The organism is Sphingomonas epibiotica (assembly GCF_039615155.1).
Taxonomy (GTDB): domain Bacteria; phylum Pseudomonadota; class Alphaproteobacteria; order Sphingomonadales; family Sphingomonadaceae; genus Sphingomonas.
Window position 1 is genome coordinate 1 of sequence record NZ_JBDGHY010000004.1, and the last position, 20,004, is coordinate 20,004.

23 protein-coding genes are annotated in these 20,004 nt (G+C 62.9%); 19 read left to right on the top strand and 4 right to left on the bottom strand.

The window, feature by feature from the left end; all coding sequences use genetic code 11:
- Nucleotides 1-739: 739 nt before the first annotated feature.
- On the bottom strand, nt 740-1,078 hold the full coding sequence (locus AAIO73_RS08800; RefSeq protein ID WP_345877401.1) for an ExbD/TolR family protein: 339 nt from the start codon (nt 1,076-1,078) through the stop codon (nt 740-742).
- A gap of 256 nt (nt 1,079-1,334) precedes the next feature.
- Here AAIO73_RS08800 and AAIO73_RS08805 point away from each other — a divergent pair, with 256 nt between their 5' ends.
- The 6 genes from AAIO73_RS08805 to AAIO73_RS08830 all read left to right on the top strand — a co-directional run bounded on the left by AAIO73_RS08805 (nt 1,335) and on the right by AAIO73_RS08830 (nt 6,641).
- The gene (locus AAIO73_RS08805; RefSeq protein ID WP_345877402.1) at nt 1,335-1,574 is read left to right on the top strand and encodes a hypothetical protein; all 240 of its coding nucleotides are present in this window, start codon (nt 1,335-1,337) and stop codon (nt 1,572-1,574) included.
- Entirely contained in the window at nt 1,571-1,885 is a 315-nt protein-coding gene (locus AAIO73_RS08810) for a hypothetical protein (protein ID WP_345877403.1), read from the top strand. The genes AAIO73_RS08805 and AAIO73_RS08810 overlap by 4 nt, the downstream gene beginning before the upstream one ends.
- A gap of 9 nt (nt 1,886-1,894) precedes the next feature.
- Nucleotides 1,895-2,737 carry a hypothetical protein gene (locus tag AAIO73_RS08815; protein WP_345877405.1) on the top strand — a complete coding sequence of 281 codons (843 nt, stop codon included), beginning with the start codon at nt 1,895-1,897 and terminating at the stop codon, nt 2,735-2,737.
- Complete coding sequence (locus AAIO73_RS20290; protein ID WP_526023791.1) at nt 2,703-2,993, top strand: D-Ala-D-Ala carboxypeptidase family metallohydrolase; 291 nt, start codon at nt 2,703-2,705, stop codon at nt 2,991-2,993. The genes AAIO73_RS08815 and AAIO73_RS20290 overlap by 35 nt, the downstream gene beginning before the upstream one ends.
- Complete coding sequence (locus AAIO73_RS08825) at nt 2,990-6,148, top strand: hypothetical protein (protein WP_345877408.1); 3,159 nt, start codon at nt 2,990-2,992, stop codon at nt 6,146-6,148. Before AAIO73_RS20290 ends, AAIO73_RS08825 begins: the two co-directional genes overlap by 4 nt.
- Nucleotides 6,149-6,317: 169 nt before the next feature.
- Nucleotides 6,318-6,641 (top strand): hypothetical protein, encoded by a 324-nt coding sequence (locus AAIO73_RS08830; RefSeq protein ID WP_345877410.1) that lies wholly within the window; start codon nt 6,318-6,320, stop codon nt 6,639-6,641.
- A gap of 11 nt (nt 6,642-6,652) precedes the next feature.
- Here AAIO73_RS08830 and AAIO73_RS08835 read toward each other — a convergent pair whose 3' ends face one another.
- Nucleotides 6,653-7,768 carry a plasmid recombination protein gene (locus AAIO73_RS08835; RefSeq protein WP_345877411.1) on the bottom strand — a complete coding sequence of 372 codons (1,116 nt, stop codon included), beginning with the start codon at nt 7,766-7,768 and terminating at the stop codon, nt 6,653-6,655.
- Nucleotides 7,769-8,325: 557 nt separating this feature from the next.
- Here AAIO73_RS08835 and AAIO73_RS08840 point away from each other — a divergent pair.
- From AAIO73_RS08840 to AAIO73_RS08890, 11 genes are all read left to right on the top strand, one after another.
- Nucleotides 8,326-8,601, top strand: a complete 276-nt coding sequence (locus AAIO73_RS08840) for a hypothetical protein (RefSeq protein WP_345877412.1) — start codon at nt 8,326-8,328, stop codon at nt 8,599-8,601.
- Nucleotides 8,602-8,628: 27 nt separating this feature from the next.
- Nucleotides 8,629-9,189 (top strand): hypothetical protein, encoded by a 561-nt coding sequence (locus AAIO73_RS08845; protein ID WP_345877413.1) that lies wholly within the window; start codon nt 8,629-8,631, stop codon nt 9,187-9,189.
- Complete coding sequence (locus AAIO73_RS08850) at nt 9,186-9,821, top strand: hypothetical protein (protein ID WP_345877415.1); 636 nt, start codon at nt 9,186-9,188, stop codon at nt 9,819-9,821. Before AAIO73_RS08845 ends, AAIO73_RS08850 begins: the two co-directional genes overlap by 4 nt.
- Before the next feature lie 3 nt (nt 9,822-9,824).
- Nucleotides 9,825-10,073, top strand: a complete 249-nt coding sequence (locus AAIO73_RS08855) for a hypothetical protein (protein ID WP_345877416.1) — start codon at nt 9,825-9,827, stop codon at nt 10,071-10,073.
- Entirely contained in the window at nt 10,073-10,363 is a 291-nt protein-coding gene (locus AAIO73_RS08860) for a hypothetical protein (RefSeq protein ID WP_345877418.1), read from the top strand. The genes AAIO73_RS08855 and AAIO73_RS08860 overlap by 1 nt, the downstream gene beginning before the upstream one ends.
- A 1-nt stretch (nt 10,364) precedes the next feature.
- A complete protein-coding gene (locus AAIO73_RS08865) occupies nt 10,365-10,850 on the top strand; it encodes a hypothetical protein (protein ID WP_345877419.1) in 486 nt (161 codons plus the stop codon).
- Nucleotides 10,847-11,053: a hypothetical protein gene (locus tag AAIO73_RS08870; RefSeq protein ID WP_055823219.1), complete on the top strand. Its 207-nt coding sequence runs from the start codon at nt 10,847-10,849 to the stop codon at nt 11,051-11,053. Before AAIO73_RS08865 ends, AAIO73_RS08870 begins: the two co-directional genes overlap by 4 nt.
- 166 nt (nt 11,054-11,219) lie before the next feature.
- Nucleotides 11,220-11,624 carry a hypothetical protein gene (locus AAIO73_RS08875; protein ID WP_345877423.1) on the top strand — a complete coding sequence of 135 codons (405 nt, stop codon included), beginning with the start codon at nt 11,220-11,222 and terminating at the stop codon, nt 11,622-11,624.
- A gap of 74 nt (nt 11,625-11,698) precedes the next feature.
- Nucleotides 11,699-11,995: a type II toxin-antitoxin system RelE/ParE family toxin gene (locus AAIO73_RS08880; protein WP_345877425.1), complete on the top strand. Its 297-nt coding sequence runs from the start codon at nt 11,699-11,701 to the stop codon at nt 11,993-11,995.
- A gap of 10 nt (nt 11,996-12,005) precedes the next feature.
- The gene (locus AAIO73_RS08885; protein ID WP_345877426.1) at nt 12,006-13,139 is read left to right on the top strand and encodes a HigA family addiction module antitoxin; all 1,134 of its coding nucleotides are present in this window, start codon (nt 12,006-12,008) and stop codon (nt 13,137-13,139) included.
- Between the two features lie 12 nt (nt 13,140-13,151).
- Nucleotides 13,152-13,622 (top strand): hypothetical protein, encoded by a 471-nt coding sequence (locus AAIO73_RS08890; RefSeq protein ID WP_345877427.1) that lies wholly within the window; start codon nt 13,152-13,154, stop codon nt 13,620-13,622.
- 161 nt (nt 13,623-13,783) lie between these two features.
- Here the strand turns inward: AAIO73_RS08890 and pncB are convergent, their stop codons facing one another.
- Entirely contained in the window at nt 13,784-15,088 is a 1,305-nt protein-coding gene (gene pncB / locus AAIO73_RS08895) for a nicotinate phosphoribosyltransferase (protein WP_345877429.1), read from the bottom strand.
- 201 nt (nt 15,089-15,289) lie between these two features.
- Here pncB and AAIO73_RS08900 point away from each other — a divergent pair, with 201 nt between their 5' ends.
- Both AAIO73_RS08900 and AAIO73_RS08905 read left to right on the top strand, forming a co-directional pair.
- A complete protein-coding gene (locus AAIO73_RS08900; RefSeq protein WP_345877431.1) occupies nt 15,290-15,874 on the top strand; it encodes a cysteine hydrolase family protein in 585 nt (194 codons plus the stop codon).
- 108 nt (nt 15,875-15,982) lie between these two features.
- Nucleotides 15,983-16,606: a response regulator transcription factor gene (locus AAIO73_RS08905; RefSeq protein ID WP_345877433.1), complete on the top strand. Its 624-nt coding sequence runs from the start codon at nt 15,983-15,985 to the stop codon at nt 16,604-16,606.
- 110 nt (nt 16,607-16,716) lie between these two features.
- On the opposite strand, the gene AAIO73_RS08910 is transcribed toward AAIO73_RS08905, so the two are convergent.
- Nucleotides 16,717-19,962, bottom strand: coding sequence for an ATP-binding protein (locus AAIO73_RS08910; RefSeq protein ID WP_345877435.1), 3,246 nt, complete (start codon nt 19,960-19,962; stop codon nt 16,717-16,719).
- Nucleotides 19,963-20,004 lie beyond the last annotated feature (42 nt).

Here is a 20,004-nt window from a genome sequence, read left to right on the forward strand (position 1 = left end):
GGGAAAACCAGAGGTTCGGACCTGTCAAAACCTGTCATGGCGGACACCGATCGCTCGGCCGGCCGGTTGACATTTGTTGACATGCGGACCCCGCAAAACCCAACGCTGCGCCGGCTGCGCGCGATTGTAGGCGCTTCAGAAAACTTCAGGTCGGGCAGGCTCAAATCGGAGCCATAGGGCGAGTTAGGAACCTAATAAAACCTAACATCGCGGACCTGTTTTGCCAGGGCGGTAACAGGCTGGTGGGTGCGCAACCCACGCCGAAGGTATGGCCATGATGGCCACACGTCGGCGGGGTTTCGCGACCAGTACGCGCAGGCGCGCGCGATAAGTAAGGGGCGGGTGCGGAGGCAGCGAATCCACCCGCTGCCTTTCCCTCACTTTTGACGGAAAGAACGGCGCAAATCTGCGGCCGGGACTGGGTGAACCGTCTACCGCCAATCCGCACCAGCGGCGGCATTTGCCGGTCGTTCCGCACGTTCCCCAATGGGGGCAGTCCCACCAACGGTGTCCGTGCAATTCCCTCCACCGGAGGCAATTCATTTCCCCCGGTCCAGGCGCAAATCGCATGCCCTCAAATTGAGGAACTCCAGCCGGGCAGCAACCTCGCGCTGGGGGTGTCCCCAATATTGGGGAGAGCTCGCCCGTTAAAATAACTGGGAAAAACGGGCGCGACTTGATCGCCGGCAAAGGAAAGGGCGACGCCAACCTGTGACGCTGGGAATGGCCGGACAAACCGTTAGCGTTTGGCAGCCGGCTGCGTTCCGAAACGGACATCCCTGAAGCCGGCTTCCTGCAATCTGTAGATCGTGCCGCCTATGCATCGGTAAGGCGTCTGCGCCATGTCCGTTTCGATCTGCGCGACCTGCGTCCGCTTCGACTCCTGCTGCCCAATGGTTCGCAGTTCGTCTGCCGTGACCTGACGGCCCCCAACCGTAGTGGCGCATTCGGCGCCCGCACCGCGAACAGTAATAATGAAGGGCGTGCTGGGAGCGCGTGTCACGCAACCAGATCCGGTGCTGGCGAGCATGATCGCGACGAGCAGGTTCCGGAATGTCCTCACGCTATGATGGTGCATTACGCGCCTTCCTGAGGCAATGTCCTGCCTCATGCCTCAACGCCCATTCCGTCAAAGCGACATAACGAAAGTCATCAAGGGTATGCAGGCGGCTGGCATCCGCGCCCGGCAGATTCAATTGCGGACGAGCAGTTTGTCACCGTTCCGCACTATGAATTGTTGACCATCGTCACACATTTAGGCATAGTATCGGCACGCGCCCATTCGCTGACAGAGCAGCGAAAGCACGTTTCCCCACAGTGGAACGGAGCGGCGCATGTATCTCGATCAGCAAATTGACGACATAAGTCACGGCTTGCCGAATGGTACCGCCGTGCGTCGTCTTTCCACGCGCGAGGATGCCATGCAGAAAATCGTGAACGACAAGACATTCTCTTTCCGAGGGAACGGGATCCTGTTCGCAGCCGCCCATGAGCGCGCACGCCGTGCGAACATGACTTTTGCGGAGTTCTGCCGGGCGGCGGTTCGCGATGCGGTCAAGGATCAGGCGGCATGATGGTCGACATGGTCATCCCCGATTATGAGGAAACGCCGCCTCCGATCGTTCGGACCCAGCAGAGTGAGGCGTCCCGCTTGGCGGCGGAGTGGGATATGGATTGCCAGCGCGTCTGCGCGGAAACACTGGCCTTCGCTGCTGCCTATCAGACGCCTGGCATGGACGTTGAGGCCGCATGGGCGGCGCTCAAATCAATGCCGCTGTCCTGCTTGGACTGGCTCTACACGCCGGACGGCTGGGCCATTCTCATCGACGGCCTCCGGCAAGGCTTGGGCCTTGAAGGCGCAGCCCCCCGCATCACGATCCATTGAGGTAGCGCTATGCCGTTCGGAGCCCTCCCCCTCTCTGCTTTCGCTGCCGGGCCCCGCGCTTCGGCGATCTATAATCCCAACGAGCAGGCGTTAATGCCGCAGGTTCCGCGCGGAATGATGTTCGCAGGCTTTGGAGGCCAGCCGCCACGCCCGTCCGACGCTTTCGGCTTCAACCGCCAGCCGGTCACGACGCCGCCCTACAGCCCCGGCGTACCTGTCGGGTCGGACACGTCCGCGCCGCTGATGGGCAGCTACAACCCGACGCCGACCCAGAACCGGGCGGCTGGCGCGCCGGGGGGCTATGTCGACCCCACGGCTGGTCAGCAGCGGCCGAAATTTTTTGGCAAGGGCGGCGCGGGTTGGGACGTTCTGTCCAGTATCGGCGATAGCCTGATGATGCTGAGCGGGATGCCCGGAGCCGCAGAACTCGTCAGCGCGCGGCGGCATGCTCAGACGCAGGCGCAGGCCCGCCAGTGGCAGATGCAGGACCGCGAACGCGAACGAGCGCTTGAACAGCAGCAGTGGTTGGAGCGCCAGATCTGGGAGCGGCAACATCCTGCACCAGTCCGCAACGACACGGTGAACGACTACGAATTCCTGCGCCAGAAGCTGGGCGACGATGTCGCGAACCAGTACCTACGCAACTTCGCTGCTGGACCGGTCACCGCTGTTGATGGGTTTGACGCAGCCGGCAACCCCACGAAAACCTTCGTGCCGCGCGGGTCACTCGGAGGGGGCATGATGCCGGCGGGCAGCGACATGGATCTGGACCCCGCACCTACGCAGCCAGTTGGCAAGCTGCGTCCGCCACGGGGAGGTGCGCCCTCGCAAGGGGGCGCAACCTTTCGCTGATCCCTTTGGAGCCCCGGGGCGGGTAACCAGCGGCCGGCGCACACCAGCGGGTAATCGGGCAGTCGGAGGCGTGCCGAACAGCAGCCATCTTCGCGGCGATGGCGTCGACCATGTGGGCGCGACCGAAGCGCAGTTGCGCGCCTACTACGGCCCCGGCGTCCGGCTGTTGAACGAAGGCGACCACATTCACGCGACGCTGCCTGGCTATGGGCGCGTCCCCTATTTTGGCCGCCGGGGTGCGGCAGGAGCGCGATGATGCAGCAGCGGTTAATGGAAGACGAAGCCGGCAACCTGTGGGAAGTCGACGACAATGGTGAGGCGATCCGGCTGGCGCAACGTGCGCGTCGTAGCCCCTCCCCAGCTACGATTACGACACAACGTGATCCGTTCGACGTCAGCCGCGAACAGAGGGCACAGGCGCAGGACGCTCGAGCGAACGCCAATGAAGATCGAGCAGGACGCCGGGAAGACCGGCAAATCGATCAGCAGCGGCGCACAAACGAGATTGAAACCCAGAAGCTGGGCAACACGCGGTTCGACAACGTGACGGTGCTGCGCAAGGAGTTCGACGACCGCAAGGAAGTCCAGAACTTCAAGACGGTGTTGCCGATGATCGCGGGTGCCATGCGGATCGCGGACAACCCGAATGCGACTGGCGCGAACGATCTGGATCTGATCTACACCTTCGGCAAGGTCATGGACCCCGGTTCGGTCGTGCGCGAGGGTGAGCTGGCGCTGGCGTCAAACACGGGCAGCTTCGCGCAGAACCTTGAAGCGGCTATTCAGAAGATCAAATCGGGCGAAAAACTGCCTCCGGAAGTGCGCCATAACCTCGCCGAAGCTATGCGCCGCCGCGGCGTCGAGTTCTCCCGCGCTTACAACCAGACGCGGCAGGACTATGCGGGCCTTGCCGAGCGCAATGGGTTCGCGTCGCAGGACGTGATTGGCCGCCACCCTGCCATTCCGTTCCAGCAAGCGGAAGCAGACTTCACCAAGCGGCAGTTCCGCAATCTGGATGGGTCGCCGGGGCCCGCGCCCATCGGCATGACGAACACTGGCGGTAGCGCTACGCCCCCCATTGGTCCGCAAGGTCATTCCTTCTCCCCGGCGAATGTCATCGACTTCGCGGCTGGCCTGAACGGCGGGAAGTACACGTTCGTTGAGGGCGGCGGGCTAGCCTACAACGGCAAGGAAGTGCCGGTCTCAGAGACGATCGCGAATAGCGAGCCGTACCGGGAGGCTTATCGTGCGCAGTTCGGTAGCTATCCCCCGCTGACGGTTGACGTTGTAGGCGGCGAACTGACGCCCGGTGCGCAGTCGGCGCTGGACCGGCAGCGTGACACATTCGGCGGCGGTGTTGATGCTGTGGGGCGCGGCGTTGCCGACACGTTCAGCGTAGGTCTCGCCGACCCGTTCGCGGCAGCAATGGACACCGTGACAGGCAACGGCACTTTCGCCGACAATCTCATTCGCCAGCGCGGCGTGAGTGCTGCCGACGAACGGGTCAATCCGGGTCTTCGTATGACCGGGCAGGTTGCCGGAAGCATCCTTCCCTTCATGGGCGCATCGCGTCTTGGAGCGGCGGCTCTGCCATCGCGCCCGATGCTCGGGGCGGGCATTGCCGACACTGGCCTCGGTGCGTTCTACGGGGGCGCGTCGAACGACAAGGACCGTCTGAACGGCGCGGTTGTCGGCGGGGCTGCTGCCTTGGCGGGCAATCAGTTCGGCCAGCGTGTTCTGGCCCCCGCCTTCCGGAGCGTGGCAGGATCGCAGTTCAGCCAGCGGTTCGGGCGAGGCGTCGCTGCAGCGTTTGATCGGCCCTTCGCGCCGCCCCCTGTCCGACCAGCCGCAGTTGACCGCACGATCGCCGGCAGCGCCAACGCGAACCTCGACGTGATCCGCTCCACACTGGACGATGCGGAGCGACTGGGACTGCCTATGTCGCTTGCCGACACGTCCCCCCAGCTTCGCACGTTGGCCGGCAGTGCTGTGCGACGGTCGCCGGATGCGCGAGCGTTCGCCGAACAGGCTTTGACGCCTCGATCGCTCGGAGAGGGTGGCAGGGCTATTCAGGCGATCCGCCGCGACTTCGGGCCAGCCGTGAACATGCGGGATGAACGCGATAGCATCTTGGGCGCCGGCCGCGTTGCGTCCGCGCCGCTGTACGATCAGAGCTATGGCGCACCGATCGTGTCGACGCCCGAACTGGATGCCGTGCTGAACACTCCCTTCGGACAGCAGGCGATCAGCCGGGCGCGCATCATTGCCGCGAATGAGCGCCGCGACCCGACTGGGGCCGGGTTCAGCCTCGATACCGATGGCAATCCGGTCCTGAACCCAATCCCGATCAACCTGTATCAACGGCAGGCGGAAGCCCGTTCGGCGTTCGACGCCGCACAGGAGGCGCACCGGGTGGCATTGCGGACGCAGGGCGCGGACACGAACGCCACTCGGCAGACACTGATGGCGGCGCGTGAGGCGATGCAGATTGCGGATCGTGCGTTGGCATCGGCACCCGCCGCCGGCACCGCTGCCACACAGCGCGGGTACACCACGCAGACGCTCGACTATGCCAAGCGCGGCATGGACGACATTCTGGAAAGCCAGCGCGATCCGATCACGGGCCGGCTCAATCTGGACGAAGCCGGACGGGCGCAGAACGGGGTGCGCGGGCAGTTGCTTGCCGAAATGGATCAGTACAACCCGTTCTATCGCGATGCCCGCTCGACCTATCAGGGATACGCTCGGCAAGCTGACGCGCTAACCTCGGGCTACAGCGCCACGCGGCCTGGCGTCGGGGTGGACGACCTCAACACGATGACGGCGCGGCTGGGGCCGGCCGAACAGGCGCGGTTCGGACAGGGCTACAGCACCGGCCTTACCGAGCGGATCGAAAAGCAGGCGTTCACCGGCAACCCCTACACCGCAGTTGCCGGCAGCAGCGACGACCAAGCCAAGCTGTCGGCTCTGTTTCCTGAAGGCACCCCTAACTTTCTTCGGCAAGCCGAACTGGAACGCCAGATGGGGCTGACGAAGTACGAGACGATCGGCGGGTCGCCGACCGCAGGCCGCGCGCAGGCTGATCGGTTGCTGGATCCTGCGTTCGGCGTGCAGGCTTTGGCCGAAACCGGGCTCAGCATGGCGACAGGCGTTCCTCCGATCGGGGCCATGGCTGGCGCAGTCCGGCGCGGGTTGGGCGAGCGGTTCAACGTCACGATGGGGCAGAAGAAGGCGACGGCGATCGCCCCCCGTCTGCTGGCACCGGACCCCGCACAAGCCCGTGCCGAACTGGACGCGATGGTCCAGGCCAACGATGCCTACAACATGTACAGTCGGCGCACGAACCGCCTGCTGGGCATGTTCGGGCGCGGGTTCGGTCTGCCGGTTGGAACGACCTTCCTAGCCGACTGACTGGCTCTACGTCCGCCTGTCCGGGTCGAACAAGTTGGGCCACCGCCACATGGCGAGCGCGGTTCCGATCGCGCTTCCTATCGCCATTGCTAGCATACCTGTCGTCACTGCTGTTCCCCCTCAAACCTGCTAAGTGGGGAGCGTAGGGCAGATTGCGAAGGTGGTGGTGATGATAGCGACGGTGCTGCTGCTGGTGATGGCGACACAAGGTCCCGGGGCAACGGTGAACATGCGCGGCGTCGGTGCGATGACGTGTGTCACTGCCCTACAGGCTGAGAACCGTGTGGCTTCCGAGAACTGGATCGCGGGCTACTGGGCGGCATGGGACATGGCGCGCATTGGCACGGCCGCGCCCCTCGCGCCCGCGTCGGACCTGAACGGAATTGTTGCCGAGGTCGAACGGGAGTGCCGAAGCGCGCCCAGTCATTCACTTTTGATGGCCACGATGGCCGCTCGCGTCGCGGTGCAGGCACGATCGAAGCGGGCTCGCTAAACATTGCCCAATCATCGGCCAGCCTGGATCTGCTGTACCCGCCTTCGATAGTGGTCGGCCAAGTGGTCCTCGTCCGGTACGACGATTGTCTTTGTCGCTCTCTGCAAACGGTTAGCAGCGAGTAATGCGTCATTGGTCTTTGCGGGCAGCGTGGCGGTGGGCAAACCCCTCACACTCGCTTGAAACGCCCTCGCCTCATCCGCTGCCTGCTGTATCGCATTAAGCGTAGCCTCAGCAGTTTCTCGATCTGCTTGGGCCTTAGCCAACGCGAGTTTGGTCGACGTCAGCCTCTCCTGCACCCTCATTTTCTCTTGGGAGAGCCATGCGGCCTGGCTGCGGACCTGCTCTCTATCCTTCAACAGCTGTTGCCGGTTATTCTCCTGCTCGGCACGAAGGCGCTGAAGGGCGGCGAACTCATCGTTCCATTGAGCCTTTCGACGCTGTTCAGCATCGTTGTTCTCATCCGCCAACCGGATCGCTACCGCTTCGGCCTCGTCGGCAACCGCACGCTGGGCATCAAGATCGGCAAGCTCTTCGGCGTAGGGGCGGTACTTGGCGCGGGATCCAGACTTGCCCCTCACCAGCCCGAGAGGGGCCATCACCTGCGCGTACTCATCGTGGACCTTCTGGAACTCGCCAGGTCCAGCGACAGATCGACCGTTCAGTGTCCACGTCATCCCGTCCTCCGGCCGGCGCTTGAAGACCCGTTGCACAAGCGGGACGATGACGACGTGCATATGCGGGGTGTATTCATCCAGATGCATCACGATCGACGCGACGCGGTCTTTCCCCCACTTTTTCTTGGCGAACTCCAGCGCCTCTACAATCCAGCGACCGACGTTTTTGCTCTGTTCGAAGAATGCGTGGGAAGCGCTCAGTATCACTTCGAATGCTATGGCCGCGTTCTTGCGTAGGCGTGCAGGATCAATGTCGTGCCGTAACAGCAACGCCTTAACGTCCGCAATCAGGTTACCCGATCCATGCAGATGTACCGGCGGAGGCATATCCGGGTCGCAATGCGGCTCTGCCTTTTCACGGTTGTTATGCGCACAAACGGCACGCATCTGTGACCACGTCTTGATTGCTCCTCGATCATCGAACGCGACTATCCCGAACATACCGCTCATTGCACCCTCCTTGGTGGCGGTACTATTGTCCGGCATCATTCAATATGGGGCAATCACCCCCTCAAAATATTGTTTACCGTGATAACACACCAACGCATCCCCACCGCGACATCATAAATTCGCTAGGCCTATTAGCGGTTTCGAAATGAGTGATCGCAGGAGGAAGGAGGAAAGATTGACCGGGGTGGGCGCTAAGCGCGCCGAACCCCTTCGCCGCCCACGGGGCCAGACTGACCAGCGTCGAGCAATATCAAGCCGGCATCCGCTATGGCACGTTCGACCGCAGTCACCGACGCAACGTTGACGACCTGGCCTGCCTCGAAGCGCTTGATAGTGGCCGTTCCGAGCGAGGACGCCGTCGCCAGCTCGGCAACTGACCAACCCAGCAGCGCTCGGGCTGCACGACACTGATCCGGCGATACCATCATGATCTATTTAGCATCAGGAAACGCTTGCGCGCCAGTATAATCACTGATACCGATTAGGTCAGAACGGCCGAACAAGGAGCTTGAGCCCTCCGTGTCCGGCCTGACCACCACCGTTCCAGGAGAACGATTATGGCTATGAAGACCCTAACGCCCCACGTGCGTCCGGCCAAGACCGCTCGCGCAATTCCCGCCCTCACCGTCGTCGCAACGAAGACCGTCGACATGGCGCGTCAGCATCTGCGTAACGGCAACCCCTTCGCCTACGCTCGCCTGCTCGCTGGCCAGCACCGCGCGTCCACGATGCGGCAGCAGGAAGCGATCGAAGCGGTGATCGCCGCCGACGCCTGCCAGCGCCTGTTCGCTCGGCATGCCGTTAATGGCTGCCTCATCGCGCGGGAGGGCTGAACCATGCTCGCTACCCGACGCAACCTGATGGCAGCAATCGCCGTCCTGCCTGCCGCTGTGTGCCCCGCCCCGGCGTTCACTGCGGTTCCCAGTTCGGCTGATGCCGATTGGACCCGCCTATATGCTGCCTATCGTTCGGCAGAGGCCGAAGAAAAGGCCTGTTGCCGCATCTTCGGCGCGCGAGAAGACGCATGGGACGCGGGTAATGCCTTGCGTGAGCCCGAACCGCAGCCGTTGGAATCCCCTCCGTTCGACATGTCGCTGCCTCTGGCAGAGGCGCTTGCAGCAGCCATCGGCCCGGATTGGGAAGAACGATGGGAAGCGCGGGAAGGCGAGCGCAAGGCATGGAAGGTACGTGATGACGCGGCCTATGCCGCTTTCATCGGGGACACCGAAGCACGATGGGAAGCTGCCGACGCCGTCTGTGACAAGGCCCTCAAAGCCTTGCTCGCGCATCCGGTCGTCTCGCTATCGGCACTTGCGGAGAAGGCGCAGGTCATCACCGAACGTTTCGGTGACATGGTGGACGGCGACGACGCGAAGGTCCTGATCGCCGACATTCGTCGTCTCGCCGGCGGGGAGGCATGATCATGGACACCAGCCGCCGCGCCTTCTTGGCCGCCCCGATCGCCATTCCGCTGATCGCCTGCTCCATGCCGAGCAGCGCGGCGCCTGTCGGGGTCACACCCGCCCTCGCTCAACTTGTTGCTACGTACATCGCGACAGAGGCTGAGTACGACCGCTTCTGCGAGGAGGTACACAACCCGGCGATTCGGCGGCAGGACGCGATGATCGCCGCTATTCCACACTTCGAGATCGACGCAACGCTAGCGGCGGACGGTTCTCGCATGTGGTCGACCCGCCAAGGGAACGGCTCCGAAGCGCGTGGCATCGCCAGGCTCGCCCGACGCTACCAAAATGAAAGTCCGGAGTGGCAGGACAAACTGCGACGTGCTCGAACGTTCACTGCCGCCGACCTCCGACGCAAGCGGGCTATCGACCGAACGCATAAGGCCGCCGGCCTCGATGTGGTTGGCGTCCAAGAAGCCGAGATTTGCAACAGGATCGACAGCGCGCGCGACTGTATCCGAGACTTCCCGGCCCGCACGGCGGCGGACCTGCGGACCAAGCTTGAGACACTCGACGAATGGCTGACCCATGCGGAGATGAAGGACATGACACTGTCCGACCTCGACAGCATTCAGTCGCCCGGAACCTGAGCCATGGCATATTCAACGCACTCCGCGCTTCGCAGCGCCACCACGTCGTTCGACCCGCGCGCATGGTTATCGGCCTTCGTTGCGATCGGCGGCGGCTACGCCCTCGCATCGGGCCGGAAGCTCTGGCTGGTCGTGCAGGACTGCCCCGCCGACGACCTGACGCCGGTCATGGCCCAGATTGTGGGCAAGCCCGATCGTGCCGAGGCAATCCGCCTTTTCATTGAAGCGCAACAGAACGGGGAGTTGCACTGATGAACGCCATCACCTCTCATCCGCGCGCAGCGTTCGAAGCCGCGCACAAAGCATACACCGACGCCTTCGCATACTTCGAGGCGTTGCCAGTCGGCGACGACCGCGAGAACGCGGCACTCGACAGGTGGATCGCGGCGATGGACCACCTGATTGAGAACGTACCCGCTCCCGATGGCGAGGCGCTGGCCGTCAAGATCGAGCTGGCCGCTACGCGCGACATCCCAATGTACGACGAGTGGATCGCGGCGTTCGCCGCTGATGCCCGTCGCATGACCATGAAGGACCGGTGACATGACCGACGACAAACGCAACCTGATGACCGTGTTCGCCGGCACCGATCAGATGGGTACTCGGAAGCGGTTCGAGGCAATGTACCCCACGAACCCGACGCTCGAAATGTTCGAGAGCGTCCCGGCGTGGGCGTTCGTTCAGGCCGCCAGTGACGATCGCAACGCGCCCCTGATCCGGACGGGCGAGGTCGTGGTCGCGGAACCGGGCGCGTTCCTGCCGACTGATGGCGACCTGTTCGTGATCGAGTACGTGTCAAAACCCCAGGTGCCGTTCGAGCGCGAGCAGCGGACCCGGCAGATCGTTCTGACCCGCCACACCCCCGTTGGTTGGTGGGCATCGTCGTTGCGCCAAGGCGACGACGGCAGCAGCATATTCGTGTCGCACGGCCCGTACCCTGATCCCGTCGTACTGGCCGACAAGATCGTCGGCCGCGTGGTCGGAATCCTCGCAACGTCTTCGGTAGTCAGACGGATGGCCCGCAAATGACCGCGCTGCTGATCTACCCCGGCCGAGCGGCAGTGCTGCCGATAGAGGCGGTCCTATCAGCGATACCCCAACTCCCCCGCCCTGCCCTCAACCGGCTGGTGGCGCGGATGATCGACCGCCTCGACGACATGGACGGCGACCCGGACCTCGAACCGGACGCCGACGACGAAGACACCCACGACCAGGAGAAGACCGACGACTAGCCTCGCGGGCCATAGTGCCTCAGTTCCCCGCCCGCCTTTCCCGCTGATCGATAATCGGTCGGCGGGGATTGGTCGTACCCATCGATTCCGTGACAGCCTGGCACTTTCCGAACAATATGGGGACGGCTGGTGGCTGCCGATTTACCGCCGGGCTTTTCCGTCCCTCATGTCGGCCGTCGCCGTCCGCAACGACGGCTGGGCGCAGCGTGGTGGGATCGATAGGCTGCTGACGCTGGCCTGCGGGCGGACCTTCACAGTGGACGAGAAGATCAGGACCGAGGACTGGCCCGACGTCCTACTGGAACGCTGGTCGGACGAAACCGCACGGTCTCCGGGGTGGGTGCAAAAGCCGTTGGCGGCGGACTTCATCGCCTACGCCCATGCACCAGCCGCTACGTGTGTTCTATTGCCTGTGCCGGCGTTGCAGCGCGCTTGGCGGCAACACGGTCGGCAGTGGACCGGGCTGTACGGTCAGCGTCGCGCACGCAATGCCGGCTACACGTCGGTCAGTGTGGCTGTTCCGCGCGGGGTGCTGATGCAAGCGATCGTAGAAGCAATGTTCGTGTCGTAATTGGCACCTAACTGAACGCCATGCGTTCAGTCAGCTATTGACGAATGAAACGTTCAGTCTTAGTCTGATTCCACATGAGGATCGAGTTCGCTGATGAAGCGCTCAAACGAATTTGCACAGACGAGGCTCACAAGCTTGGGCTTCCGTTTGCGGTCATTAAAGCCGCGCAACGGAAGCTTTTACAGCTTGAAGCGGCTGTCGACGAGCGCGACCTCAGAAACCTGAAGAGCCTTCATTTCAAGAAGCTTCAAGGCGCGCGAAGTGGAAGGCATTCGGTGAGGGTGAATGATCAATACCGCATAGAGTTCACAATTTCGGAAGGCTTGAAACACCCGGTGATTACCATCCTAGAGATTGGTGATACACATTGAAGGAAACAGTATGAACATTGCCGCTTGCCTTGATGATGTTCCCCATCCCGGCGAGTTCGTGCGTGAAGAGATCGAGGCGCGTGAGTGGTCGCAGCGCGATTTGGCTTATATTCTCGGTGTTCCGGAGCAGGCGGTCGGTCTGATCCTGTCGGGAAAGCGTGGCATCAGCCCCGAGATGGCGAAAGCTCTGGGGAAGGCATTTGACGTATCTGCCGACTACTTCGCAAACTTGCAGAAGGCGTTCGAGATGTCGAATGCCCGTGCTCCTGACCCTGCGGTTGAGCGGCGTGCAAGATTGCAAACTGCGTATCCTATTCGGGAAATGATTAAGCGCGGCTGGTTGACGGATACTAATATCGGACTCCTCGAGCAGCAGGTGATGCGCTTCTTCTGCGCGAACGATTTGGACGCTGTCCCTCATCTTGCTCATGCAGCAAAGAAGGCCGATTACAGTGAGACGTCGCCGGTTCAGCTCGCATGGCTGTTCAGGGTTCGTCAGATCGCTGCCGAGATGCCGACGACTGCCTATTCCACCTCCAGGTTGCGTGGGCTGGTTGCGGACCTTCCGCGATATATGAAAGATCCGGAGGAAATTAGGCATATTCCTCGTTTGCTTTCCGAATGCGGCGTCCGCTTTGTAGTCGTCGAGACATTGCCTAAGGCGAACATCGACGGTGTTTGCTTCTGGTTGGATAACAAATCGCCGGTAGTCGGAATGACGCTTAGACATGACCGCATCGACAATTTTTGGTTTGTCCTTCGGCATGAACTCGAACACGTGTTGAACGGTGATGGCCGTGGCGAACTTAACGGCGGCCAAGTCGACGTTGATTTGGAAGCATCTGGGTCTCGTGACGACCTGCCGCCAGCTGAGAAGAAAGCAAACTCCGCAGCCCAAGACGCGTGCGTCCCGGCGGACGAAATGGAATCGTTCTACATCCGGAAATATCCGTACATTGCGGAGAAGGACGTGATTGGCTTCGCTGGGCGGGTGGGTCGCCACCCTGGCATTGTGGTCGGACAGTTGCAGCGGCGAATGAACCGCTATGACTGGCTTGCGCGGCACAAGGTTAAAATCCGGCAATTTTTGATCGGTTCAAGCGTCGTCGATGGCTGGGGTAGCGTTGCCCCGGTGTCATTCTGAAGGAGCGTGCAGATGACTTACAATGAGCAACTTCAGAAGGTTTGGCACGCTTACGAGAAAGAGCACGGCCATGTACCGGCGACTGCACGGGACGCAGTCCAATGGGGTGTAGGTCAGCGGATGATCGAAACGCCGCCTGTCGACCCTTTGGCGAAGTTGGCGGAAGACATGTCGCGCGCTCTACGCGAAGAGTACGCCACTGACCGGGACGGGCGCCGCTACCGAGTGAATCATGCAGTGCGGGTCACGCGCGGCGGAGTCCAATATACCTTTTGGGCTATGATGGCGGATGCGCCTCGCGAACATATGCAGAAGGCTTTCATCCAGCGTCGTGAACAAATCGTGGGTGACTGCGTCCAGTTGGCTACCGACGTCGAAGCCTACAATGCCATGAAAGACACCCAGCCGCCGATCCCCATGCTTTTCGACTTCCGAGACGACGTTGAAGAGCGCCGCTATTGGGACGGTCGGAAGGCGGCATGATAGTGGGACTGGCATCAGGATTGCCGTGAAAACCTGTTGCGTGATTACCCGGTGATTGCCAGCCTCGACAATCACCCTCCTTATTCCGGCAAAACCCCAGCAATTCCGCGCTTCACATCGAGAACGATACCTAAAATCTGGTACTTCCGGTATATCCGCCTCTAGACCGCGACCGGGCTCGCCACGCGGCCGCTCTCGCCGAAGATGCGCAGATAGTGCGCGATATCGGCGGGATCGCCGGTCGCCTTGGCCGGATTGTCGGATAGCTTGACCGCCGGGCGGCCATTGGCGCTGACGACCTTGCACACCAGCGAGATCGGCTCCAGCCCCGCCCCGCCCAGCGGGTCGCAACCGCGAAAATCGTTAGTCAGGTTCGTGCCCCAGCCGAAGCTCATGCGGACCCGACCATGGAAATGGCGGTAGGTCGCCATGATGCTGTCGACATCCATCCCGTCGGAGAAGATTAGCAGCTTCGAGCGCGGATCGACGCCGCGTTCCTGCCACCAGTGCAAAATCTGCTCGCCGCCCTCGATCGGCGGCATGCTGTCGGGACGGAAGCCGGTCCAGTCCGCCAGCCAGTCGGGAGCATTGCGCAAGAACGCGGTCGTGCCATAGGCATCGGGCAACGCGATCAGCAAGTTGCCGCCATAATGTCGTCGCCACTCCTCCAGCACGCGGTACGGCGCGGCGGCGATCCCGGCGTCGTCCTCTGCCAGTGCCGCCTCGACCATCGGTAGCTCGTGCGCGTTGGTCCCGATCGCCTCGACCCCCGCCTGCATCGCTAGCAGCACGTTCGAGGTGCCGACGAACCGATCGCCCAGCCCCTCCTGCAACGCCTCGACGCACCAGCGCTGCCACAGGAAACCGTGCCGCCGCCGCGTGCCGAAGTCGGATAGCACAAGATCCGGCAGCGCCCGCAGCCGCTCGACCTTGTCCCACAACCGTGCTTTTGCCCGCGCATAGGTCACGTCGAGCGCGAACCGCCCGTGATCGCGCAGCGCCGCCCGCGCGCGGAGTTCGTTGACGATGGTCAGCGCCGGAATTTCCCACAGCGAGGTTTCGGCCCATGATCCTTCGAAATGCAGCACATACTGGCCATCGCGCACCGACAGGTCATAGTCGGGCAGGCGGAACCGGCTGAGCCATTCAATGAAGTCGGGCGAGAACATGCGCTGCACGCCGTAGAAGCTGTTGCCCGCCAGCCAGATCAGTTCCTGCTTGCTGAACCCGATCGTCCGCGCATGGTCGAGTTGGGCGCGCAACTCGGCCTCGTCGATCACCTCCGCCAGCCGAACCGACTTGCTGCGGTTGATGACGGCGAAGGTCGCGCGGACGTCGGGATGCACCGCGCGGATCATCTGCACCATCAGCAGCTTGTAGAAATCGGTGTCGAGCAGGCTGCGCACCACCGGGTCGAGTCGCCAGCCATGGTTCCACACCCGGGTCGCGATATCGGTCACCACCATCGATCAGCCTTTCGGAATATGGGCATAGCGTTCGAACGCTTCGGCAGGCGGCCGAGCAGCCCGCCCCGGCCCCCGCAAACGTAGACGGCGCGGCAGATCAAGGCCGGCCGTATCACAGGCTGAAGGGGAGCAATGCATAATCGATATGCTCTACCGATATCGGTCCGGAATGTGCAATCAGTCGGGAACTGGAGGTACGACATGGCCGAACTGATCGTCGTGGTGGATACGCAGGCGGATTTCATCCGGGCGGACGGTGCGCTGCCCGTCGCGGGTGCGGAAGATATCGTCGGGCCACTGACCGAGTGGCTGCACGCGCGTACCGCCGCCGACACGGCCGCGATCATCTTTACCTTCGATACCCATTTCGTCGAAACCTATCCCGCAAGTGCCGAAGCCGAGCTGTTTCCGATCCATTGCGTCCGGGGAACCGCCGGCTGGCGGAACCTGATCGATCCCCTGACGATGCCCCCCGCCATCCCATGCCGGACATTGGAAAAAGGCGTATTCGACATGTGGGCTGAAGACCGATTGGTTCTGCACGACCCGCATGACGTCGCGCCGCCGACCGATCGCGATACGTTCTTCAATGACCTACGTAAAAGTGGCGTCGACCGTGCGATCGTGGTCGGCGTCGCCGCCGATTATTGCGTGCGCTGGGCGGTCGATGGACTGATCGCGCGTGGCTTCGCGGTTGCCATACCGGCCGCCCTGACTCGCGGCATTACGCGCTCGATCGAACAGGTCGTTGCCGACGATTTTCGCGGTCGCGCGGAGGTTGTGTAATTGCGCAATCCCAAATCGAACTTGTTCAACCACTTGGTAACAGACCATACGGCATGATATACCAAATGCGCTCCGCTCTCGAACGAAAGCGGAAACAAGGGTTGATTGATGACGCATATTCTTGTCGCTGACGACCATCCGATGTGCGCGACCGCGCTCGGCATGGCGGCGCGCGCCGTCGATCCGACCGTGACGAAAGACTGCGTGACGACGCTGGCCGAAGCCGAAAGTCTCGTTCGGCAACACGCATATGACTTGGTCCTGCTCGACCTGATGCTTCCCGATGTGCAAGGGTTCGCCGGGCTGGCGCTGCTCCGAGCGGTACGGCCGTCGACGACGATCGCGATCGTCTCGGGCCGTGAGGAACCGGCGGTGGTTGCGCAGGCTCGGGCGCTCGGCGCGCAGGGCTTCATCCCGAAATCGTCATCGATCGACGAGATGATGGACGCGATCCGCAACCTTCTGGCGGGCAATTGCTGGGTTCCTGCGGGGTCGGAAGACGTGCGGGAGGCCGATCCGCGCATCGACCTGGCCGAACGCATGGGGACCTTGTCGATCGCGCAACTGCGCGTGCTCCGCGCCATCGCCAACGGACATCAGAACAAGCAGATCGCCTACGACCTGCAGCTTGCCGAACCGACCGTCAAATCGCACCTGTCGGCGATCTTCCGAAAGCTGGGCGTCAATAACCGGACGCAAGCCGTACTGGCGTTACAAGCGTTCGACGCGTAGAGCGCTACCGGACCAGGTTGAACCACCGTCATCGCCGTGCCGGCGATCTCGCTTGATCCGGTAACGCTTTAGCGACTGCTTTACGAACGCGGAAACGACACCGCCGCCGGTCACACCGGCTCGGCCATCGCCCGCTGAGCCGCGTCGATTACCGCCGTTGCGCAGCGATCGATCTCGTCGAGTGCCGCCGGATCGATCGGCATCGCGTCGGGCGCATCCTCGATCACCTGCAATGCCGCGATCAATTCGATCGCGCCCATGCTGGCCGCCGCCCCCCGCAATGCATGGGCTTCGCGCCGGGCAAGATGGAGCCGGTCATGCGCGACCAGCGTACGCAGACGGGCCGGTATCCGCCCCGCATCCTCGATCAGCAGCCCGAGCAACGTATCGCGCTGCGCCGGACCGAGTGCGTCGGTCAGCGACTGGACACGGTTGGGATCGATGGCCCCGCCCCCCGTTTCGCGTGCCGTTGGACGGCGGATCGGCATCGCCGTCCGGTCGAGTACGGCGCGCAGTTGCGGTACGTCGACCGGCTTTGTCAGGATGCCGTGCATCCCCGCCCCGATCACTTCGGCCCGGCGTTCGGCGGACAGATCGGCGGTCAGCGCATAAATGGGCACGCCCGCCCCCGCGCCGCTCCACGCCCGGATCGCGCGGGTCGCGGCGATGCCGTCCATCACCGGCATCTGCACGTCCATCAGCACCAGATCGACCGGATTGCCGGCCGCGGCGGTGACATATTCTACCGCCCGCGCGCCATTTTCCACCGCGACGACCGTATGCCCCAACCGTCGCACGATCTCTGCGATCAGATAGCGGTTGGTGTCGTTATCCTCGGCGACCAGGACACTCGACACGCCACGTCGTTCGCCCGGCCGTAGCGGATCGGATTCGAGCGCGGATGCCTTACCGGACAGGGCAGCGCGTCCGGCGAACGGCAGCGGCAGATGGAACCAGAAACGCGATCCGGCCCCTTGCCGACTGACGACGCCGATGCTGCCACCCATCGATTCGACCAGCATTCGGCTGATGCTGAGGCCAAGCCCGGTACCGCCATAGCTGCGGGTCGTGGACGCATCGGCCTGAACGAACGGTTCGAAGATCGCGTCGAGCCGGTCCTCGCGGATACCGACCCCGGTATCGGCAACCTCGAACCGCCAGTTGTCGGCGCTTTCGCGCGTCGCGGTGATGTGAATCGATCCGGCGCGGGTGAATTTGACGGCATTGCCGACCAGATTGGTCAGCACGCGTTGCAGACGCGCCGGGTCGCCGATCACCCGCCCCTCGGGCACGTCGAAATCAAGCGACAGGTCGTGGCGTCTGGCTTCGGCCGCGAACATGCCCGTGACCGTCGCCAGCAGCTCGCGCGGTTCGAACACGATCGCTTCCGAATCGCTATGGCCCCCTTCCAACTTCGAAAAGGTCAGCACATCGTCGACGATGTCGGACAGGGTCCGACCGGCTTGTTCCAGCGCATCGAGATGCCGCATCCGTTCACCGCGATCCGGCGTGTCGCGCAGCAATTGTACGGCAGCGAGGATCGAGGTCAGCGGCGTGCGGATTTCGTGGCTGATCGTGGCGGTAAAGGTGGCTTTGGCCGCCAGTGCCCGCTCGGCCGCTTCGCGCGCCTCGCGTAGTTCGGCCATGGCCTTCACCTGATCGGTCGTGTCCTGCATCACCCCGAACACGCCGACGACCCCCGCGCCCAGCGCCCGTTCGGCCTGCCCCCGCGAAGCGACCCAGCGCATCGTGCCGTCGCGGCGGATCAACCGCGCGTCGAAGGCGAACGATCCCCCAGTGGCGATGGCGTGGTCGATCGCAGCACGAACCGTCCCCCGATCGTCGGGATGGTAGAAGTCGATCGCTGCGTCGAGATCCGGCTCCTCTCCTTGCGGCACGCCGTGCATGCGAAAAATCTCGGGCGACCACATTACATGCCGATCGAGGATATTGAGCCGCCAATGGCCAAGCCTCGCCGCACTTTCCGCCATGGCGAGCAGTCGTTGGCGTTCCTCGACCTGGCTTGCCGCGTCGACGGCCCTGCTCTCGGCCTCGCGTCGCTGCCCGATATCCCGGATCGATCCGACCACCTCGGCACCGCCCTGACTGTCACCGACCAGCCGGAACGCCCCCTCCAGCCAGACATAGTGGCCAGCCTTGTTCAGCATCCGATAATGGAACACGACACTGTCGCCACCGGGGACCAGCGCCATCATCATCCGTTCCACCCGGTCGCGGTCGTCGGGATGCACCTGTCCACAGGGACTGGAGCCGATCATCTCCTCGGGCCGATAGCCGAGCACCCGTTCCGACGCGGACGAGGCGTAGCGCCTTACCCCGTCGAGCCCCAGCCGCACGATCAGATCGCTCGAATGATCGGTCAGCAACCGCAATTCGCGTTCCTTGTCAGAGATTTCGTCTAGCGCGCGCGATTGTTCGTACAGCAGCGCCGCGACGGGGAAGGCGGTAAGTGTGATGATGCCGATGAAAATCTGCAGGAACAGCACCCGATCCGGAACCTGTGGAAACGCGTCGGCGATTGGCCCGCTGCCGTTCATCGTATAGACGACGGCAATGGTGGCGATCGTCAGCGTCGATGCCGCCGCGCCGATGAAGCGATAGAGCAGCGCCGCAAACACCGTGCAGGGCAGTATGAAGAAAAGCGAAGGATTGGTACCCGTGCCGAAGATGACCAGGGCGACCAGCATCGATACCGCTACCGGCAGCAGCAGCACCGGCGAAAATAGCCGCAACTCCTGCGACAGGGCGTGGCGCGTCGCCTTGAGCGCCGGCAGCAGCACGATCAGTGCCATTGCGATCGACGCGAACCAGTTTGCGCTGGAATAGGGCGTGCCGTTGCTGGTCAGCAGCGCGTTGACCGGTGCGGCCAACAGCGTACTGGTTCCTGCCCCCAATATCGAGATGAAGATGACCCCGGCATAGCCGCGCAGCGTACGGGGATCGGGGTCGATCCTGCGCAGGCAACCGGCGACCTGCAGCATGACGATCACATCGATCAGGACGTAACAAACGGCGAGTTGTGACGGCACGCCGTTCAGCATGCTGAAAATGAACAGGCTGACCGCGGTAACACTCAGTACCAATGGCCAACGCGATAACGGCACGCGGGTCATCTTCGCTACCGCGACCGGTGTCGCCGGCCAGATCAGTACCGGGGCCTGCGGCAGCGGCGACAGCGACATCGCAACGAAGGACAGGGCGATCAACAGGATCGCATAGCTGGCCAGATCGGCGGCGTGCCGCACGGGCGGCAATTGCCACCAGCCGCCCCCGGCAAGCGAAGCCCGTTGCCGGTGGACGTGCGCGCGCAGGACGGATAGCGATGGGCCAGTCATGTTCGATCGTTGCCGGTGGCTGTGACGTCGCGATATTGGCCG